Genomic DNA, 18288 nt, shown 5'->3' with positions numbered 1-18288 from the left:
CATTAATATACAGTATACATTTGTACGCACTATATATTAATATAGGCATAGATCAACTGCTTTTGTGTTTCGAAATGGAAAATATTACTGATATCAGACAAGAACAGCGCCTCCGATACATTGATTTGTGCGCTTATGTCCTTGGCTCAATAAACAGGCGACAACTCATGAACAGGTTTGACGTGAAAGAGGCGTGGTCTACAAGAGACTTTAATAGATATCAGGAAATTGCTGCAAATAACCTCTTATATGACCACCGATTAAGGGCATATACGCCAACCAAATGGTTTAGTCCTTGCTTTGAACACAAGATCGAAGATGCAATAGATCTAATAGCTAACGGCACTCAACAGGTCACCTGTGAACCCAAATTTGCAAAAAATGTGAACAGCTACTCTATCCCAAGCGTTTTGCCTGAGCTGAAGGTTGTTGCATCAATATTTAGGTCGTTGAATCTCGCTCAAAAAGTAGAGATAGAGTACCTGTCTCGCAGTAGTGGCCGCTCAACCAGAGTTATTGCGCCACATACACTCATTAAGACTGGTAATTTTGTTTATGTTCGAGCGTTTGACCACAAGTCAGGTGAATTTAGAAGTTTTAAATTAAATCGCGTTATTGCTTCTCGTGAATCAGAAATAACATTAGATGAGCACCAGAAAAAGGCATTTGATCCAGACTGGAATACCAAAGAGAATGTCGTTGTTGGCATAAATGGAAGTCCAGAGAATCCTGAAGCCATCGCTTTTGACTATGGATTGGAGTCGGGCGAGCTAACGATATGTATGAACAAGGCCTTAGTTCCTTTTTTCTTGTCAGACTGGAATATTGCTCCGCTAGGCTTTAATGACTTACCTGACAGGCTATTTCCACTTAAAGTACTAAAAATAAATACCATGTAATAGAAGGTTGTTGCTAGTCTTCACGGCTAGCAACAGGAAGCTAACTCCTGAAATCCTTTGCACAAAAGAACAAATATGGAGTCACTAGTACTCTTTTAATGTTAATGAACTGCTATACAAGCGCTCATATTCAATAGTCATACAAGGACGAAAAAAAGCTTCATATGTTTTCCCGCCAATTGTGATTGGCTGGAATTCTACATTTTTTAAGCAGTCGAACACACCCGAAAACTCCGCAAAGTATTCTATGTTGTCGCTTATACATGTACCTTCTGCACTCTGCTCGAACAGTTCAAAGCAAATAAGCCCACTCCCAAGACCAAATACACACCTCTCATTTAAGATGTGCTCATTACTGAGATAAAAGTTCATGGTGCTCTCTGTCAAACTCTCATGTGATATTGGATAGCCAAATACGTAGTATTGATAGTTACCAATTTGCACTGGCATTATCTCACCCACAACCTGCTCTTTTGCGACAGAAGAAATAAGATTGCTTAGGTGAAACTGAAACTCTTCTTGCTGCCCATTCTTGGGTTGAACCAGCTTATTGAATGCTTCACCGTGGGGGGCACTTCCGATACCAATGGTATTAAAAAAAGTGTTAGCCTCATCTTCCCAGTCATTCCAATCACGCCACATAATTGGTGCATAACGATACTTTGATAATTCATCTCTCAGCGTTTGGACTTCAAATGCACTATGATTCCGAAACGAGTCTGGTGTGACAACATTTACCGCGATAATGCGATATGGAATATCGTTGACCATTAAGTCCTTAAAGAACACGGTATGTTTGTTACCTTTAATTCCGGGATATACTTTCCACTCATTGAAAACAAAACTGGATTCTACAGCTAAAACCTCGTCCCGAACTTCGAAGCCAAATATCCGATAAATTGCTCGTATGAGTGCTACATGACTATATGGTGCAGATAAATATTTTAAGAATTGACAAGATAAATTATCAATATTTTTCTCAAAGAATGCTTTTACATCATCACTGGCACTAGGTTCTATTTGGCAATAACCGAATACAGATTTTTTAAGGCTGTTAGATTCGAACTTTGAAATTAAATCATCAAAGTTATGGCACTGATAAACCGCACTTGCCAACAAATCTTTTGCTTTGGTGAGTGAGATATCAAAAACTTTCGAAGCACGCTTCGCTTGGAGATAGATATTTTTCGAGAAATTAATTTTAGACATATTTACGCCACTCTCAGTTAAGAAAGAAAAAGCGCAAACACCTGCCAAGGCTCACACTTTAAAATAACGTAAACATATTGTCTGGATGAATCCACTTCGCCTTCAACCGTTATGATAAACGTTTGGCAGATACAGGCTGTCCAGTCAACCTATCGAAAGGATAAGAGATTAATTCCGCAAATGAAAGGGCTTTAGCGTGCAGATGATATATTTTCAGGCTTGAAATCAAACAATTTAAAAATCAACTCTCTAATTGTGCCGTTATAAAGCTCTTTTACAGGACTTTCTTCAAGTGCCAGATAAAGGTCTCCAAACTCCTTTGCAAAGATATCAAAAACATGTTGTTCAGCATCAGGCGCTACAAGCGCAAAATGAAGCTTCCCAGATAGGTGACCATCATCTATTTTTGATCTTATCTCAGCATAAGAAGGCTCAGAATACACGTGAACAGATAAAAGAAACTGAGCTTTAGCTAGGGGAACATCTAGGAGTTTCGCAAGACGTTTGCTTTGACGCTTAACGTTTTCGTGAAGCTTATGCTTGTCATAGTTAACGGACATACTGATCCCAAGAGCAGTATGATCCGCAACATCATTCTACTTCTGTAATCAGTCGATAGGTTTTTACCAGCGAGTGCATCCACTTTGTAATTGCGGTCACAGGCAGCTCGCCACTGCCGGAGCCGTTATTATAAACAGGTAACTTGAAATTTCTATAATTAGTATCAAAATGCAACTAATTGATTGCATGTGAGAAAGTTAAATCAATTAAAAGTCAATTCACTGTCCATTCCAGTGAGGTAGTACATAGTAGTCAAAAAATGATCCCCAATCATACGTGCCCAAATTGTTCTCAAAATCAGCCCAAGGGGTTGTACTCCCGGTAATGCCAGAAAAATACAAATCTAACTTATCCAGCATTTCTTTATTACTTTTATAAAAATCCATGTAGCTGGTTGGCAAAAAATGCCACATGTCAAAACCATTACCAACAATAAACAACCGTCTCATAACCCTCTCACCTACCCCCCAAAATAGAAAATTGAAAGGCAGCAAATGCTGCCTTACGGTTAATATTGCCAGCCCACAACTTTTCGATAAAACGCCATCACTATTCAATGCCAAATCAATGTAGTCTATTTTTTAAAAAGTGCTAACTTTAAGGATAATGACTTCAGTAAGGTACGGCAGCATGACTAAAAAAAAGGAACAGAAGTATCCTTCACTAAGATCAGTCAGCTACAAACTAACTTTAGATGACGGCCAGTGCCATGCTTACAAAAACGGACTGAGTTTAGCGTCGGACTCCGAGAATGCTAATCAGCTACTTAGCACAGACGACAAAGTGTACACATTTGAAACACACCCGTTTTATAAAAAAATTGGAAGTTATGACTGTGAAATGCCAGATACTTTTAAGCCTTCCCCAGAACTTGGCCGAGGTGCCAAACAATAACCTTTCCTGCTGACTTGATACCTAATTATCATTTACATGATTGCGCGAATCGCCTCAATACAACACAGTGAGGACTTCTTTTCGTAAAAGGAACAATTATGAGCGACTGGGACTTCCTGCATGACATGCACGACCAAGGCTATAGCCCAGACCAAATAGCCGATGCCGCAGCCTGCGGATACAACCCCGACGATTGGGAGATAATGCTCGATGATGAAGAGCTGGACGAAATTCGTCTTCCATCACAAGAACTCATTCAAATTTTCGATAACCTTGTCAGTAACGCAAAAGAGTATTACCAACTAACCGGACGATATCTTCAAATCTGGGGAGAACTAGGTGAACTATTTGCCGAAATTGAGTTTGGAATAATCAGACACAAACCTCATACGAAAGGCTCTGACGGTAAACTGGGCAATGATTTCATAGAAATCAAAACAATATCGCCAGAAAAAACTGAAGCACAAATTCAAGTTAAACGAAGCGGTAACTTCAACAAATTACTCATTATTCGGATATCTCATGACTTTACCTTTGAGAGTCGCTTTGTGAGAAGGAAGAATATATCTAAAGGTGATGGAAAATACGCACGAGTGTCTTGGCCGACTTAACTTTGTGTCAGAAGGTGACTAGTCATAATACATAGAAAGGCTGCCTCAGCAGCCTTTAAGATTAGCGAGCCTTATTGGACTGCGACAATACAGATGCAGCCAAAGACTTCGTTTCCGCACTATATTTATCACTTTGCAATACACTCGATGCCTTAGACTCCATTGCCGCACCAGTTTGATGGGAGGTTTTGGTTTGACTCAAAACGGAAGCGGCAAGTGATTTCTGGATCTGGGAAGAGCTTTTGTCCGATAGAATGGATGAGGCTTGAGAAGCCATTTTTGATGATGATTGTTTACGGTTAGTCATGATATTAATCTCGAAATAATACTGTTTAAAATGCCGGATCTCATAGAGACCCGACTCTCTTACTGATTTTTAAGCTGTCTCTATAGGCACAAGGATCGGCCAAGCCTTAAGGCCATGATTTCTCGCGTAGAGCATCTGGCCAGACTTAGGATCTTTGCGATAGGGTCTAAAAATCAGCTTCATTCCTTTCGGAACTTTCAACTTGTTCTTAGAAGCCATTAGCGCACTCCTTATTGTTATCTTGGAGGCGATGGTTGAAAGTTTTCGAGATTTCGACTAAATTAGCCGTGCTTTTCAAGGAAACTTCCTGAGTCCACCTCGCTGGGTTTTGGGCAACTTTCCGCCCAAACAGTGTTGGCGCACTGTTTGGGCAGCACCATACCCGCCTACGGAAATACCATTTTCCTAACTTCTTTACTTCCTATAAGTCTGTTGTAAATTCTGTAGTCACCTACTTCTTTTCTGTATCTGCCTGCTATAACCGAAGGACTTACCATTAATTTCTTAGCCAGATTTACGACGCTCTCAGGGGTAGTAAGCAACGCACAGTATTTTTCCCACTCGGATTTTTCGACAAGCGCGTCTAAAGCCATCTCGTCAGCCTCATCCTCTTTGTTATCTTTATCACCATCAATGTCATCAAAATAGGCTTCCTTTGAATCCTTAAGGTGGCGAGAAACGTGAGCAAGCTCGTGCATCAAAACAAACCAGAAATTATCCAGTCGGTCATATCGGATTGTCATCCCAATCACAGGGTTTCCATCCAAACCCCACATCGCCGCACCATCAAGATACGTTTTAGGGAGATGCTCTTGGAATACAAGGTGGATACCATTGTTAGCTAGTTCTTCTTTTGCTAACAACGGACCATTTTCTAAACGAGAAAGCTTCAAAGTCTCTCTCAAGAAAGGTAAATCGATGGAATCCAATTGGCACTTTGGCAATTTGTGATTAAGTGTCTGGTGAAGCACCTTCGCTTGCCATGCTTGAAGTGCAAGGTCATCCATGCGCTTATTCGTTGTATGGACAGCGCTTCGTAGATGGGGTGTCCCTACTCCAGCCATTTCGAATGGTGTAAGTTTTACCGCCTCAAACATGTCGCGAATTAGCTCTTCAGCCTTCGATTTAGCATCGGAAGCTGATTTTATAGCTTTGGGGAAAAAGCCCTTTTTGAACATGGCTGTTATTGGATAGTCTTCATAATTCACTTTGCGCTGATCTGGTTCAAGCTTCTGATCTTGCATGAGCACTTCGTAAGAAATACCCAACCCTTCATGCAGGTTCTTGATCATAGATAGACTCAGAGAAGCCTTACCATTCATTACTTCCGAGACGCGGCTCTGACTCCCAAGGTACTGGATTAAATCCTTTCTCGTCATGCCCTGTTGTTCCATACGATGTTCAATAGCCGATACGGGATCTGGAAAACCAATATCAAAATGCTCATTCTCATAGTTAGAGATAAGCAAGGTCATGACATCAATTAAGTCGTCATTATATTGATCACCCGACGCTAATAACTCGTCCAGATAATCTGTTGCTTTTTTATACTCTTCACTATTTCTGATAATTTTAATATTCATGTTTCATCCGCCAGCCCTGTGAGTTCCATCTCTGGTTAAACCGACAATCCAACCTCGTCAATTCGTAAAATATTCTTTCTAAAAATGGCTTTGGTAACCACCTTGACCGTCCCGCGCCCAATAACGAAAGTGACTTCATCAGCGTCCGAGACTTTTGCCCCCTTATAATCATTCAAAATGTCATCGGCACACTGCCAGCTCGCTTTCTTGGCTTCCGCCAGCCAGCACTGTAAAGCTATACGTTTTTCTGCATACCTTTCAGAGAAATCAGCTAATCTGTCCTGCCTAATGACTTGCAATACGAACTACCTCTAACATACATATTTGCATTATTGATCCAAAATACAAATATTCCAAATGGTTTTTAAAATTATTTTATTGTATAAACCAAATGCGCTTGAGATTGATGAGGAGGGAGTAAGAGACAATGCATATATAAACGAACAAGTTGCGATGCCTTATTCTACTAATCGCAAATCCGCTGGGAGTTAGATTTTGGCTAAAATGTTGAGGCTGAGGCACTATCCACGCTTTTCCACAAAAGAAGCCCAACAGACCTTAGCCAGAATAGGCTTATCAAAGCGGGCAATCGCTTTTGGATATTGAAACAACCTTTCCTGACTCATACTCTGCCAGTTTTCTCTCCAAAACCCTAACGCGCTCAACGAGTCTAATGTTATCACCCAGAACGTTACTCAGAACCTCTTCTAATTGCTCTTTCTCGCTTTTTGCCACTGCTGCCTGCTTCTTAAACCGAGAGACTCGTTTGGATGGAGTGCTTTTTGACTTGGCATACCTAGTCACAAAACTCTCGATTTCCAAAATTAAAGGAATATGTGCCATTCGAGACGATTTCAAATAGCCTTTATCAAGACCCGCCTCAACACTAACAATGGACTTGTTAATATCGCCTTTCGCAAGACCTGCATATTTTTCCAATCTCGCCTCGCCCTTCTTAAGACGCTCAAAGGCTTCCCGGCAGGCTTTCAAACTATCTTCAGCGCTACTCATCAACAGCCTCCTCTAAAGCAGCAGACTTAATCATCTTGGCATCTCGAAACTTAGTAAGTCGGTTCAGTTCTGACAATGTAATTTGATACTCTCCACTATCCTTTTCGTAGCCTTCAAGTTCACTCTCACAATTAGATATTTCAGCTTCGACTTTGGAAAGTTTTATACTGGCATCATCACATGTAAGGCATGAAGTAAAATCTCCAAGCATAAAACTGTCACAGCGACCATTTTTCATACAACCACCCAAAAGTGTCTTTTTGTATACCAACTCGCCACTATCGACTTTCTTTTCAGTTTCCGATCTAACTTCTTCTATCTTGACTTCCCCTTTCCTTAATCCTTCTTTTTGTTTCTGAATATATCCTCCCGTTTTTCCGAATAAAGGTTCTTCAGTTTCCAGAAGATCGAACACAATACTGCTCGCAACATTACTTGCGATACCCATTTGAAAATCAAAGATCATGTGTTCTGGTGGCAAAACATGCTTCTTTTCCTTGGCATCGTAAAAACCGAAAATAGTCTTAATTTTCTCGAAGTTACGTCTGTAGTAACGTGTCATATCGTTCGTTAGATGCTTATACTGTTTTTTCAAACTGGGCAAAGACACAAACCCTGTATTACTTGCATAGAATGCGAGTGAGCGCCTGAACTGATGACTCGCCAACGGCCAAACATTACCAATCTGAAACTCTTCTTCGATTGAAAAGTCACGCTCTTCATCACTAGCAACCATTTCAGCGTAATCGGCCTCCGTGATAATCAAATACTTCGACCATTCAGGTTCATTAAGCTTCTGATGAGCGTAAACTTTAACTTTCTTGTTCTTTAGAAAATTAAGAAATGAACAATTCAGCAACAAAGGGCAGCTTTCTGGGTTTACCCCTAAGGCTTGTGCTCCCCCACTTGTGATGGCTTGAAGTATTTCAATTACTTTAACAACTTCTATTGGAGCAAACCAAGCAGCAGACTTTTTATAGCCGCTAAATTTAGTTGTTGTTGATATGAGATCAATTGTTTGCCCTTCATCTAAAATATTACCTTTTTCGTCTCGCACCATTTCAGAAACAACAGCAGTACTATGACATTTATACCTAGCCCTATTTACCTCTTCAAAACGCATCCCCGTGAACAAATGAATAGCAGTCTTCATGACATACTGTATTTTTGCCAGAGCAAGTACAAGTCCCGCTTTTTTCTTCACTCCATACTTGTCGATCAGCAGTCCTTCAAGCCCATGCCGTTTTATTGCGGTTCTCATGTCGTCTCTGTAATTGGCCGAGTCTTTAACACCTAAGCTTTTTTGCGTAACGTGAGCTGTTCCATAAAACCTGTCTTTAAACTCAGAAATAAACGCTGATAATCTATCCTTATATTTATAAAACTCATCGATATCCTCTAGGACATTATCGATAACAGACAAATAGATGCGCTGTGGAATAATTACAGTCTGTTTAGAGTCGTGATCACTAAAGTCCAACGCTTTTGGATTAATCGGAACAAACCCTACCTTATCCTTACCAATAACAGTCAAATGATTGAGGATTGCTGGAAAGCGCTTACTAAACGTAGTCCCTGTTTGGGTCGAAATGAAAGCAGCGAGATAGGTTTTGTTAGTGAATAACTCTTCTAATGTGAGGCAACCAACCAACTCGTTTTCTTTAAGTGAAAGACAAAATCTAGCGGCCTTTCTGAGTTCATTAAAATAGCTCAGAATCACTGCGGAACTCAAACTTCCAGTTCGTCCAGCTTGAGCAAAATAGATCAAGCAAACTAAGAGTCGTTTAAACTCATTTACCAGTTCATAAGCTTCTTTATCTTTACTTTCTACCAATGATTCAAAGCTAAGATTTGTTAATGGATTCTCTGAAAGGCGGTATGGGTTCAGATCCCACAACATTTTACTGTAAATCGCAGTCGGCTCACCCATTTCATCTTTACAAATCACGAGATCTTTGGGTATCTCCAACGGCTCGCCTTTTACCCAATAAAGAACATCTGGTGCTTGATATTCTCCTTCTCTTAACTGGGTCGTTAGTTTGCTAAAAGCTTCCATTAAAACACCACTCCTAATCGTTCAAAGCGAGCTAACTTGTTGTTCCAAAATTCATTGATACTTCCAAGTTCCATTACTTCATATTCGACTTTTTCTGCTAACTGCGCCAAACCATCAGATCTCTCTTTTATACTCAGAATCAGACTTTTCACTTTCACAGTAAGTTCTTTATACAACGACTCAGCATGCCCGAAGTTGCTTGAAAATTTACGAATCTCTTGTACCACGAAAAGTAAGCTAAATAGCTTTCTAAGGTCTTCCTCATCTGCATGTAGACAATAATGCTCGCAAAATAAACACCCAAGTTGAGTATTACAATTAGGTTCTATCAAAGGACTTTCAACAATACTGGAAGGATTGCCATTGTCCTCACAATGGCCGGAAGGTATATCAGCATCTTGTTGACCCGTTGACTCGACAAATTTAATCTTAATCCGGTTCCGAGTATCAATTACAGCTTTCCAGAACGACGAAAATTGCTCTGAACTTCTGTCATCTGTTGTTTCACTGTAGTCTCTTAAGCTTGTTGATAACTTATGATTTTGCCATGCAGCAATGACTAATGGATCTTGTCTCAACTCATGCAAAACAACTGAACGATATTTTCTTGCTTTGCTGGCAGGGATATTTTTGACATGCTCAGCAATTAAAAGTCCCTTTGCGCGTTTGTAGAATCTACCGACATCGACTAGAGCCAGTTGCTTAAACTGATCCTTATATCCGCCACCGCGCTCCTTACTATTCTTGAAGAATAGATATTGGCATTCCTCTCCATTCAGCATCCATTTGCGAAGAGCTAAGTACTCTTTAATTATTTGATATCCATAGATATCACCCAAACTGTATTGTACTACTCTACCAGCCGCTCGAAACTTAACTGCTCGAAAGTCACTCTTAAATAAATCTCTATCCAGTTCATACCTTTCATCAAACTCAAGTGTTACAAGCTCAGACGGTTGAGAGCCTGTAATGATAATGAATAACTGCGTATAAGCTTGGATTGCAAGAGAGGCTACCTGAAGTTTGTGCTCATGACGTTCCGTACTATTAACGGTATTTAAGTTTTGCTGAGCATCATTAACTGCTCTTTTTGCTTCGGATAAACGTTTTGTATTTCGCTCATACTTCTTTTTCTCAATATATTCATCAACAGTTGAGATACGCCCTAATTGGCAGTTGTAGATGAGTTTAGCTTTCGGACTATGGGGAGTAATCATGTTCCCCCCGTTTGAAGGAAAGACATACGTTTTGTAGTCTGGCGTGTTAAATGGAAACGGGAACTTATCGCCTGATAAAGTGAATTCGCCGAACTGTCTTGCCACAGCTAAGCACACAGATACAAATGCGTTTTTTTCCTTTTCACGAGGGGGCTTTGTAGGATTGCGTTCACTTATAATAACCACTACCCCCTCGATAATGTCAGACAAAGCAGACATGCCGTACTGAATACCCAACATAGCTTTCAATGCCCGCTGTTTGGCATTTGCAGTGCGTCTTCCGAATCCCAGTGTCCCTGCTTTTATTCCCTGATTTAAGTAAGTGCTATAAGCTTGGTACATCCGCCGAGCGGCCTGAACTGAATCAAGTAAGTTACTATGACCATGTTGATCAGCCCAATCAATGACTTGCTTTATCGCTTCAAATTCTGACTTCACCGTTGTGTCACGATTTGAAGAACAGTAAATACTGTCAAAAAGCTTTCTCAAAAACTCGCATCTACAATGATTTAGGCTATCGGGATTGACCAAAAACAAACCTTTCTTATGAAACTCAGGGTGCTCCTTCCTTTCGGTATAAGCTATTGATCCGATATCGAAGGGAGAGACCCTAATTTCGTCAGCGAATTTTAGAAGGACATTCTCAGGATAGAGGACCTCTATTCCTAGATCTGTTGTTTTTAAAACATTAGTTTTACGCTCAGTTAATTGTGATTCGTCACATTGTGTTTCACCCACCATGTTTAATTCTTCAATGATCATGATGGTACTCCATGCCTTAAAAGCGCTACTGAACGATCACCGATTTTGCTGCTACTTTCATACTTAGTCTTAAATTCACTTTCATATCCGTCGAAGAGTTGCGCTTCATACAACTCCTGAGCAAGCTTTGTCTCATTAACATTCTCAAATAGTTTTAGATATCTTTCCGTTGTCTCAATCCTTGAATGTCCCATTCGGCGTTGAATTCGCTGAAGGATTTCACCAAAGTGTATAACTCCCTTTTTAACTAACTTCACCAAGTAGCCATAAAGTTTGAGCGCAAACGTTGCACGTAGCCAATGGAAGTGAAAATCTTTTGGGAATTCTTTAGGTAAGCAGGCCAATAGTCTTTTGCAGAGTCGCGTCGTAACGTTACCTTTGGGCAATGTTTTAACGCGAAAATATCTAGGGTCATCCTTCGCCATATAGTGGCAGTTGCCATTGGCTGACAAAAACAAATACATATCTTCATCGGCTATTGGCTCTAAGTCTGGGAAATCCTTTGCAAAGCTCAAACGGAATTTGTTGCGGCGAGTCTGAGCTACTTTAGAATTAGCATATAGCTTCAGGTCATCTGCTAAAGCTTTTTCAATATAGATTGAGTGTATCTTTCCTTTTTTTGTATCAACCCCTGTACCACGCCCTATTTTAATTTTATATGTGTTGTCTGCTCGCAAATTTCGAGGAACAAATTGATCCAAATGTTTCATTCGTAGAGTTAAAATTGACTGCTTGCGCATTCCTGTGTAGATAGCTAGTGAAGCAATGAGCCTCTCATCCACAGTAAAATCAGACCCGCCAATACGATCCAGCAAAAGATCAGTCTGGTATTCGTTTAGAGGTCTGAGATCTTCACCATCCTCTCTAACATAACCGATCTCAACCGGCGTTGGTTCTGAAGAGACACTCATTGTCTGTTTACGAACTTTTACAGTTTTCGACATACTCCCTGTCGATGTATCAAAATGGATCTTGGCTTCCTTTGTCGTGTCAACAAGATCAATATTTAGCTCAAGTCCTCTATTATGTATTAGCCAATCAAAGAAGTAATAAACAATACCTGTCTTTTTGTTTACAGACTTTGCTGGTAAACATAGCTCTTTCGCTAGGTAGCTAAAGTATCTGTAGGATGGCCGTTGAGATTGCATTCGTCCGGAGAAATCGTCGTAATCGATGTTCTGTTCTTCGCAAAACATCTTGTATTCAAGCAACGCGGAAGCTTTGTTTTTGACTTCGTCGATTCGCTTACCTAGCGAACCTTGCTCTGTCGCCAGTTTCCACAAATATGAATTGGCCTCTTCCCAAGGAGATAAATCCTTGTTCAGTAGAAAAGGGAAGTTGTAGACGACATCATTCTCGACGAACTTCTCATTGGTTGGAACGAATCGAAATTCATATTCTTTCCCACCATGTTGCACATGGTGATACTGACTATGTGATGTTGGGGTTGTGTATATCCAAGCAGTTGCATTCGAAACAACTGGAACGGTCAACAATCTTATATTTTTATTATCACCAATGAGCATGCAGACACCATATTTACAGACTTTATTTGTCAACAGTGCAACAAATAGCACATCCCTGTCAACAGTGTAAGGTGACCATTAGCTTGGGGTAGCGCCCTTTCATTTCCTTTTGGATCTCTTTATAACTGCCCTGCCAAAATACCCCCAAATCACTGGTCGTTTGCAACGGTCTACCAGCGGGTGACAACAGCTCGCAAATTACAGTTACTTTACCATCCGCCAATGTAATAGGGGTGTTTTGAGAATACATTTCAGGCATCTTCACCGACAACACCACATCGCCATTTTTTTGATAGTTCAGGTTAGCACAGCGGCCTGTTGGAATAGTAATAGTGGTAGGTAATTGCTTAGCCAACGCATCTTGTTGAGGCCAGGTTAAACCGTTATTCAAGGTCGTTTTCCACGGCAACTTCTCTAATGCTTTTAGTGAATGACACCGCCCCAACGCCTCTTGCAGTAAGTCCTTAGCACTGTGTACTAGATCACTCAGTGAGTTGGGCCATGCCACATTACCATCGAACGCCCCAGCCTGAGGCAAATTCAGCGATGATGCCAGCGACACGCGATACCACCATTGCCAGTCATCATCATTCAAAGGCCATTTTTCGATAGGCAGGCGGTCGAGATAATCTATCCAAGCATCGACAAGTGCGGCGGTCCAAAAAGTACTGGCCTGTGCTTTTTGCTGTCCACTAACAGGCGCACTATTAAGCGTGATGGCATAAAACCCTTGCGTAATGCGGGCTTCCATTTGGCCACTATCGGTATTCAAGCAAACACTGCGTTTTTCAGAAAAAGCGTCTTCAAATGCCAATCGCAACCACGCTTCTGGCACTGACTGTGCCATTCTTATTACCACGGTACTTCCCAGTAACTGTCCCTCTAACACGGCAAGCCACTGAAAGCCTTGCGGATCGCTATTTGAAGGATGATAGGTTGAGTTTGTTGGGCTTTGCCATTGTGCCCCCTTACCGCTCGCGAGTTTGTATTCGAGTTTATCTGCTATGCCTGGCTTATTCGTAGCTTTAGTGGAAGGCGTGGCGCGTAAATACCCTACCTGCAACGGAAACGCGATAGCTATACACAAACCCAGAGCGTTAGCATCTAAGGCGTTGATTTCAAGCTCAGAGGCATCAATATCCACGTATTTTGCATAGCGTTTGGCTTGTTTAAGTAGTTGACTTCGCGTACTGGCATTTGCCTCAAGTAATGCATCTAGAACACTGATACTTTCAGGCAACCCTGCGCTATTCTCACTTAAAGCAACCACAAACGGAGCGGCACACTTAAGTAAACGATTCGCCCTTGCATCCAACCCTGTTATACCGTCGCGACATTGCAAAAGTAGATGCGCAAGATGCGGCTGACATGGCAACTGCGCTAGCTTGCGCCCATAAGGCGTAATAACGTGCTTATTTTCTACTGCCTTAATACGCCCCAGTTTGGCTTGCGCCGTATTCGTTTGCGCTTGAGAAGGCTGGGTGAGCAGTGCCATGGTGTCAGGCGTACTGCCCCACGCATAGGTGTCGAGCAACAAGCTACTGATGTCTTCTTTTTCTATTTGCGCTGCACTGAATTTTGCCAAACGCTCAAAGCTGTCTTTACTGCATAACCTGTAACACACTCCTTCGCTGACACGCCCGGCACGCCCCATCCGCTGTATAGCAGAAGCTTGAGAAATGCGCTGCCAGGTTAACTCGGTGATATCACTGGCGGCATGATATTGCGCCTTATTTTCCCACAAACTGTCGATAACTACGCGAACCCCTTCTATGGTCAAACTAGTTTCGGCAATGTTAGTGGCAAGAATAATTTTACGTCGACCGTCAGGGTCAGGCAATACGGCAGCCTGCTGCGCCTCTTTACTTAACGCGCCATACAAACAATGAAGCGCTATGTCTTGCCCTTTAGCCAGATGCGATAAATTGCGCGCCACGGCATTAATACTGCCCCTTCCGGGTAAAAAAACCAGTATATCGCCATCGTGAGTCTGTAAGGCCTGTTTCACTTTGTCGGTAGTATGAGGTACTGCATCGCTGGCCAATCCATCTTTACTGTAGCGAACCTCGACAGGAAAGGTACGCCCTTCGGTAAACAGAGTTTTTACTTCGTGGTCACTATGGGCACCTAACAGTGCACAAAGCGGTTCAACATCTAACGTTGCAGACATGATTATAAGTCGCAAATCATCACGTAAACCCGCTTGTACTTCTAGCGCCAACGCAAGGCCAAAGTCACTGTGAATACTGCGCTCGTGAAATTCATCGAACACAATCACCGACACCCCTTCTAGTTCAGGGTCTTGCTGGATCATTCGCGCAAGAATGCCTTCGGTAATAATCTCCAGCTTGGTGTCGCTCGATACCTTGGTTTCACCTTTAATGCGATAGCCAACCGTCTTTCCTACCGGCTCACCTAATTGTTTAGCCAGAAAATCCGCCAGGTTTCTCACTACGACTCTACGCGGTTGCATAAGAAGCACTTTCCCTTCAACGTTGCCTTGCAGCAACGCAAGCGGCAATACTGTCGATTTACCCGCTCCGGGTGGCGCACCAATAATCACATTGCACTTTGCAATGGCGGTTTCAAGTTCATTGACAAGCGTAAATGCGGGTAAATGTGAAAACGGTTGTAACATAAAGAAAATAAAGGTGATGTACACTACATAATGGTATTGTACCTTTTTTTGCTTATCACGTTTTTGTTCATCACATTATTTAGCGTTAGTTAAATGCGATACGTTGATAATGACACATTTGTGTTGCTACATATTTAAAATACAGGCGATGCCAAAAATAACGAGGTGACATTATGCGTTGTTTTATAGGGTTAGATTTAAGCCCAACTGAAAAGCTTGCATTGGATAGCTGGCGACAACAAGCTCTCCCTGAAGTGATGCCTCGCAACAAAATGGTCACGTATTCCAGTAAAGCCAGACACGGTGAGCCCAAGCAGTTAGCAATGGGCAAACACGGGTTGTCACCGCCTTATGCCGTTCCTGCAGCAAACTACCACATCACCTTGTGCTTTTTGGGAGATATCAACCACCGCCAACACGAAGCACTGGTGTATGAGTTGGATAATATCAGCGAGGAGCCGTTTTCATTGACCTTAGACACAACGGGTATTTGGAATGGCCCTAAAATATTGTTTAGCGCCCCTTCCTTACCACCCAAGGCATTGATGGCGCTAGCCAAACAGACCCGTAAAGCTGCGCGCGCGGCGGCTATCGAGGTAGACGGCAAAGAATATAAGCCTCACGTCACTATGGTGCGCAAGGCCAATACTACATTGCCCCTCCCCATTTACAGTCCCAACGTTGAAGTGCACGCCTCTGCATTTCATTTGTTTGAATCGGTTTCAACACCTCAAGGCGTTACCTACCCCATTCGCCACACCTGGGCGCTGCGACACAATATGTCAGTACGCGAAAAGCTTCGCAGAGGCATCACTGACGAATAGCACGCGCTCACCATCATTATGAGTTATGCCAAATTAAGCTGGTACTGCGTACGTGTAGCGGTTTACTTCACCTTTGCGAAAGGGTAAAAAGGTTGCCTGTATTTTGAATCCCGTTATCCCTATGCAACAAACATTTAGATTAGTAATCGACTGTCCTGACCAAATTGGATTAGTAGCAAACGTTTCTCAGTTTTTGGCTGATCACAACGCCACTATTGTAGAAGCCAGTCACCACACCGACTTACAAACCGGGCGTTTCTTCATGCGCCACGAAATTAGTACAGACTCACTCAAACTGGATCATCAAAGCTTTGTTGATGAATTCACGCCCCTAGCCAATGAATATCAAATGAATTGGAAGCTAAGCGACTCGTCACAAAAACAGCGAGTAGCCCTGTTGGCTAGTCTTGAGTCTCACTGTTTAGTTGACTTGCTGCACCGCTGGCATACAGGCGAACTACACTGTGATATTCCCGTCATCATTGCCAACCACCCACAAATGAAACAATTTGCCGACTGGTACAAAGTACCTTTTCACTGGGTAGATTTTAAAGCTTTGGGTAAAGAGGCTGCATTTGCCCAGATAACAACGTTACTTCAAGAGTATAAAATTGACTTAACGGTGCTTGCCCGTTTTATGCAAATTTTGCCAGACACTTTGTGTCAGGAACTGCAAGGTAAAGCGATTAATATTCACCACAGCTTTTTACCCAGTTTCGCAGGCGCCAAACCTTATCAACAGGCATACGACCGCGGTGTAAAATTAATTGGCGCCACTTGCCACTATGTGACCAAAGATTTGGACGAAGGCCCGATTATCGAACAAAGCGTAAAGCGCATCAGTCACAGCGACAGTGCGGCTGACATGGTGCGCAAAGGTAAAGATTGTGAAGTGACAGCCCTTGCCCACGGGGTGCGCTACCATTTAGAAGATCGCGTCATTATTCATAGAAATAAAACCGTGGTGTTTGCGTAATACCACGTCAAACGAGTAATAAAAAGGAGCCTTCGCTCCTTTTTTATTACTCAATATAAATTCGACATATCATTTTCTCATCTTTGAGCGTGTAGATGTGGCTCTGGTACTTCCCGCTCACAACATCGCAAAACCATGACCTCTGTCAATACGTGGAGCTGTCCACTTATATAGACTTATCCTAAAGAGGATTCGAGCAAGTACCGATATGATCAGTATATTGAAATGGGTGATGGTGGTTGGCATTTTGCTTTTTCTACTTGGCCATTACATTATCAGTTACTCTGGCCTTCCTGAGACCATGGGTGTGAAAGGTATATATCTCGGCGCATTCTGCATGGCTGTAGGTCTTGCTATGTCGCTCCCAACCAAAATGTACTTAACTTTTCTCTTCGTTACGCGAGAAAACCGCGCAATAGCGAAAGGCAAAACAAATAATCAGTAGAATAAGTACGTTTAGCTGTGGTTAAGTAACCATTGCTAAACTGGGCTTACACGCATTGCTCTTCGTAATTTTAGGTAGTACCACAGGTTCGATGCTGCAAAAAGCGCTTCTGTGATAGCAAGCCCCCATGTCTGAGTGATAACGCCATAAACAGTGAAGTTCAAAGAGCCAACGATCATACAGATACGAAGGCCTGCTTCTTTACAATGGAGTTCGCCGAACCGATAGGCCATAAAGGTAAACACTGGCATTGTCTCAATAAACGAGGTCTTCCCAGAGAGGTTATTTACGCTTAATACAATACACATCATCAACACCAGCGAAATATAAGTTGCTACCGGCGAAAGTAACTTTTGTGTAATAAGTCGATAACTAGTACTTAATCCGGCCACAGCTATAACAATAGCGCCTCCCCAAGCCTGTTCAAATACTAGCAGTGAGCAAACTGCAATACACAGTCCAAGGTTTAATAAGAGTAATTTCCGTTCAGTGTTGGACCAAAACGAGGCCAGCGCAAAAGTGACAGGAAACGCGTGAAGTAGAAATTCAAACATAGTGATCACAGTAAAAACAAGCGGGTAAAAAGTGGCTGAATGAATCGTCTAAGATTGCGCGGAGTTTAAATTCCGTGCGACATAAAGCCAATCAAATTGTGCACAATTTCGATAAATTACATATTGACGCATTTTCACTTCAATCCGCTGCACTGCAAGGAATTACGTTAAAGAGCATTTAACTTATTTTTACATTACCTTAAGATGATATTTGT

At 41.9% G+C, this 18288-nt stretch carries 18 protein-coding genes; 6 read left to right on the top strand and 12 right to left on the bottom strand.

The genetic code is table 11. The features are described 5' to 3' along the window. Window positions 1-167: 167 nt before the first annotated feature. A complete protein-coding gene (locus tag ACMCM8_RS00230) occupies window positions 168-899 on the top strand; it encodes a WYL domain-containing protein (protein WP_412724284.1) in 732 nt (243 codons plus the stop codon). Between the two features lie 84 nt (window positions 900-983). Here ACMCM8_RS00230 and ACMCM8_RS00225 read toward each other — a convergent pair whose 3' ends face one another. The 3 genes from ACMCM8_RS00225 to ACMCM8_RS00215 form a co-directional block, all read right to left on the bottom strand. Continuing rightward, window positions 984-2108, bottom strand: coding sequence for a hypothetical protein (locus ACMCM8_RS00225; protein WP_412724282.1), 1125 nt, complete (start codon window positions 2106-2108; stop codon window positions 984-986). A 191-nt stretch (window positions 2109-2299) separates the two neighbouring features. Beyond that, the gene (locus ACMCM8_RS00220; protein WP_412724280.1) at window positions 2300-2668 is read right to left on the bottom strand and encodes a hypothetical protein; all 369 of its coding nucleotides are present in this window, start codon (window positions 2666-2668) and stop codon (window positions 2300-2302) included. A 219-nt stretch (window positions 2669-2887) separates the two neighbouring features. Then, entirely contained in the window at window positions 2888-3118 is a 231-nt protein-coding gene (locus ACMCM8_RS00215; RefSeq protein ID WP_412724278.1) for an AbiH family protein, read from the bottom strand. 181 nt (window positions 3119-3299) lie between these two features. On the opposite strand from ACMCM8_RS00215, the gene ACMCM8_RS00210 reads away from it, so the two are divergent. Both ACMCM8_RS00210 and ACMCM8_RS00205 read left to right on the top strand, forming a co-directional pair. Then, a complete protein-coding gene (locus tag ACMCM8_RS00210; protein WP_412724276.1) occupies window positions 3300-3563 on the top strand; it encodes a hypothetical protein in 264 nt (87 codons plus the stop codon). Window positions 3564-3661: 98 nt separating this feature from the next. Next, window positions 3662-4174 (top strand): hypothetical protein, encoded by a 513-nt coding sequence (locus ACMCM8_RS00205; protein ID WP_412724274.1) that lies wholly within the window; start codon window positions 3662-3664, stop codon window positions 4172-4174. 61 nt (window positions 4175-4235) lie between these two features. Here ACMCM8_RS00205 and ACMCM8_RS00200 read toward each other — a convergent pair whose 3' ends face one another. From ACMCM8_RS00200 to hrpB, 8 genes are all read right to left on the bottom strand, one after another. Continuing rightward, window positions 4236-4481, bottom strand: a complete 246-nt coding sequence (locus tag ACMCM8_RS00200) for a hypothetical protein (protein ID WP_412724272.1) — start codon at window positions 4479-4481, stop codon at window positions 4236-4238. Between the two features lie 386 nt (window positions 4482-4867). Further along, window positions 4868-6064 carry a helix-turn-helix domain-containing protein gene (locus ACMCM8_RS00195; protein WP_412724270.1) on the bottom strand — a complete coding sequence of 399 codons (1197 nt, stop codon included), beginning with the start codon at window positions 6062-6064 and terminating at the stop codon, window positions 4868-4870. Window positions 6065-6099: 35 nt separating this feature from the next. Further along, window positions 6100-6363 carry a type II toxin-antitoxin system HigB family toxin gene (locus tag ACMCM8_RS00190; protein WP_412724268.1) on the bottom strand — a complete coding sequence of 88 codons (264 nt, stop codon included), beginning with the start codon at window positions 6361-6363 and terminating at the stop codon, window positions 6100-6102. Window positions 6364-6640: 277 nt separating this feature from the next. Beyond that, complete coding sequence (locus ACMCM8_RS00185; RefSeq protein WP_067745158.1) at window positions 6641-7075, bottom strand: hypothetical protein; 435 nt, start codon at window positions 7073-7075, stop codon at window positions 6641-6643. After that, on the bottom strand, window positions 7068-9131 hold the full coding sequence (locus tag ACMCM8_RS00180; protein ID WP_412724266.1) for a hypothetical protein: 2064 nt from the start codon (window positions 9129-9131) through the stop codon (window positions 7068-7070). The genes ACMCM8_RS00185 and ACMCM8_RS00180 overlap by 8 nt, the downstream gene beginning before the upstream one ends. Beyond that, window positions 9131-11110 (bottom strand): hypothetical protein, encoded by a 1980-nt coding sequence (locus ACMCM8_RS00175; protein WP_412724264.1) that lies wholly within the window; start codon window positions 11108-11110, stop codon window positions 9131-9133. The genes ACMCM8_RS00180 and ACMCM8_RS00175 overlap by 1 nt, the downstream gene beginning before the upstream one ends. Continuing rightward, window positions 11107-12636 (bottom strand): tyrosine-type recombinase/integrase, encoded by a 1530-nt coding sequence (locus ACMCM8_RS00170; protein WP_412724262.1) that lies wholly within the window; start codon window positions 12634-12636, stop codon window positions 11107-11109. Before ACMCM8_RS00170 ends, ACMCM8_RS00175 begins: the two co-directional genes overlap by 4 nt. 58 nt (window positions 12637-12694) lie before the next feature. Next, a complete protein-coding gene (hrpB, locus tag ACMCM8_RS00165; RefSeq protein WP_412724260.1) occupies window positions 12695-15274 on the bottom strand; it encodes an ATP-dependent helicase HrpB in 2580 nt (859 codons plus the stop codon). Between the two features lie 173 nt (window positions 15275-15447). Between hrpB and thpR the strand changes: the two genes are divergently transcribed. From thpR to ACMCM8_RS00150, 3 genes are all read left to right on the top strand, one after another. Next, complete coding sequence (gene thpR, locus ACMCM8_RS00160) at window positions 15448-16098, top strand: RNA 2',3'-cyclic phosphodiesterase (RefSeq protein WP_412724258.1); 651 nt, start codon at window positions 15448-15450, stop codon at window positions 16096-16098. A 121-nt stretch (window positions 16099-16219) separates the two neighbouring features. After that, on the top strand, window positions 16220-17074 hold the full coding sequence (gene purU / locus ACMCM8_RS00155) for a formyltetrahydrofolate deformylase (RefSeq protein ID WP_412724256.1): 855 nt from the start codon (window positions 16220-16222) through the stop codon (window positions 17072-17074). Window positions 17075-17282: 208 nt separating this feature from the next. Then, complete coding sequence (locus ACMCM8_RS00150; RefSeq protein ID WP_412724254.1) at window positions 17283-17519, top strand: hypothetical protein; 237 nt, start codon at window positions 17283-17285, stop codon at window positions 17517-17519. 35 nt (window positions 17520-17554) lie between these two features. On the opposite strand, the gene ACMCM8_RS00145 is transcribed toward ACMCM8_RS00150, so the two are convergent. Next, on the bottom strand, window positions 17555-18073 hold the full coding sequence (locus tag ACMCM8_RS00145) for a YgjV family protein (RefSeq protein ID WP_412724252.1): 519 nt from the start codon (window positions 18071-18073) through the stop codon (window positions 17555-17557). Between the last annotated feature and the right edge of the window lie 215 nt (window positions 18074-18288).

The organism is Alteromonas sp. D210916BOD_24 (assembly GCF_047159385.1).
Classification (GTDB): domain Bacteria; phylum Pseudomonadota; class Gammaproteobacteria; order Enterobacterales; family Alteromonadaceae; genus Alteromonas.
The sequence above is the reverse complement of the archived record's forward strand: the minus strand, read 5'-3'. Positions and strand labels throughout refer to the sequence as shown.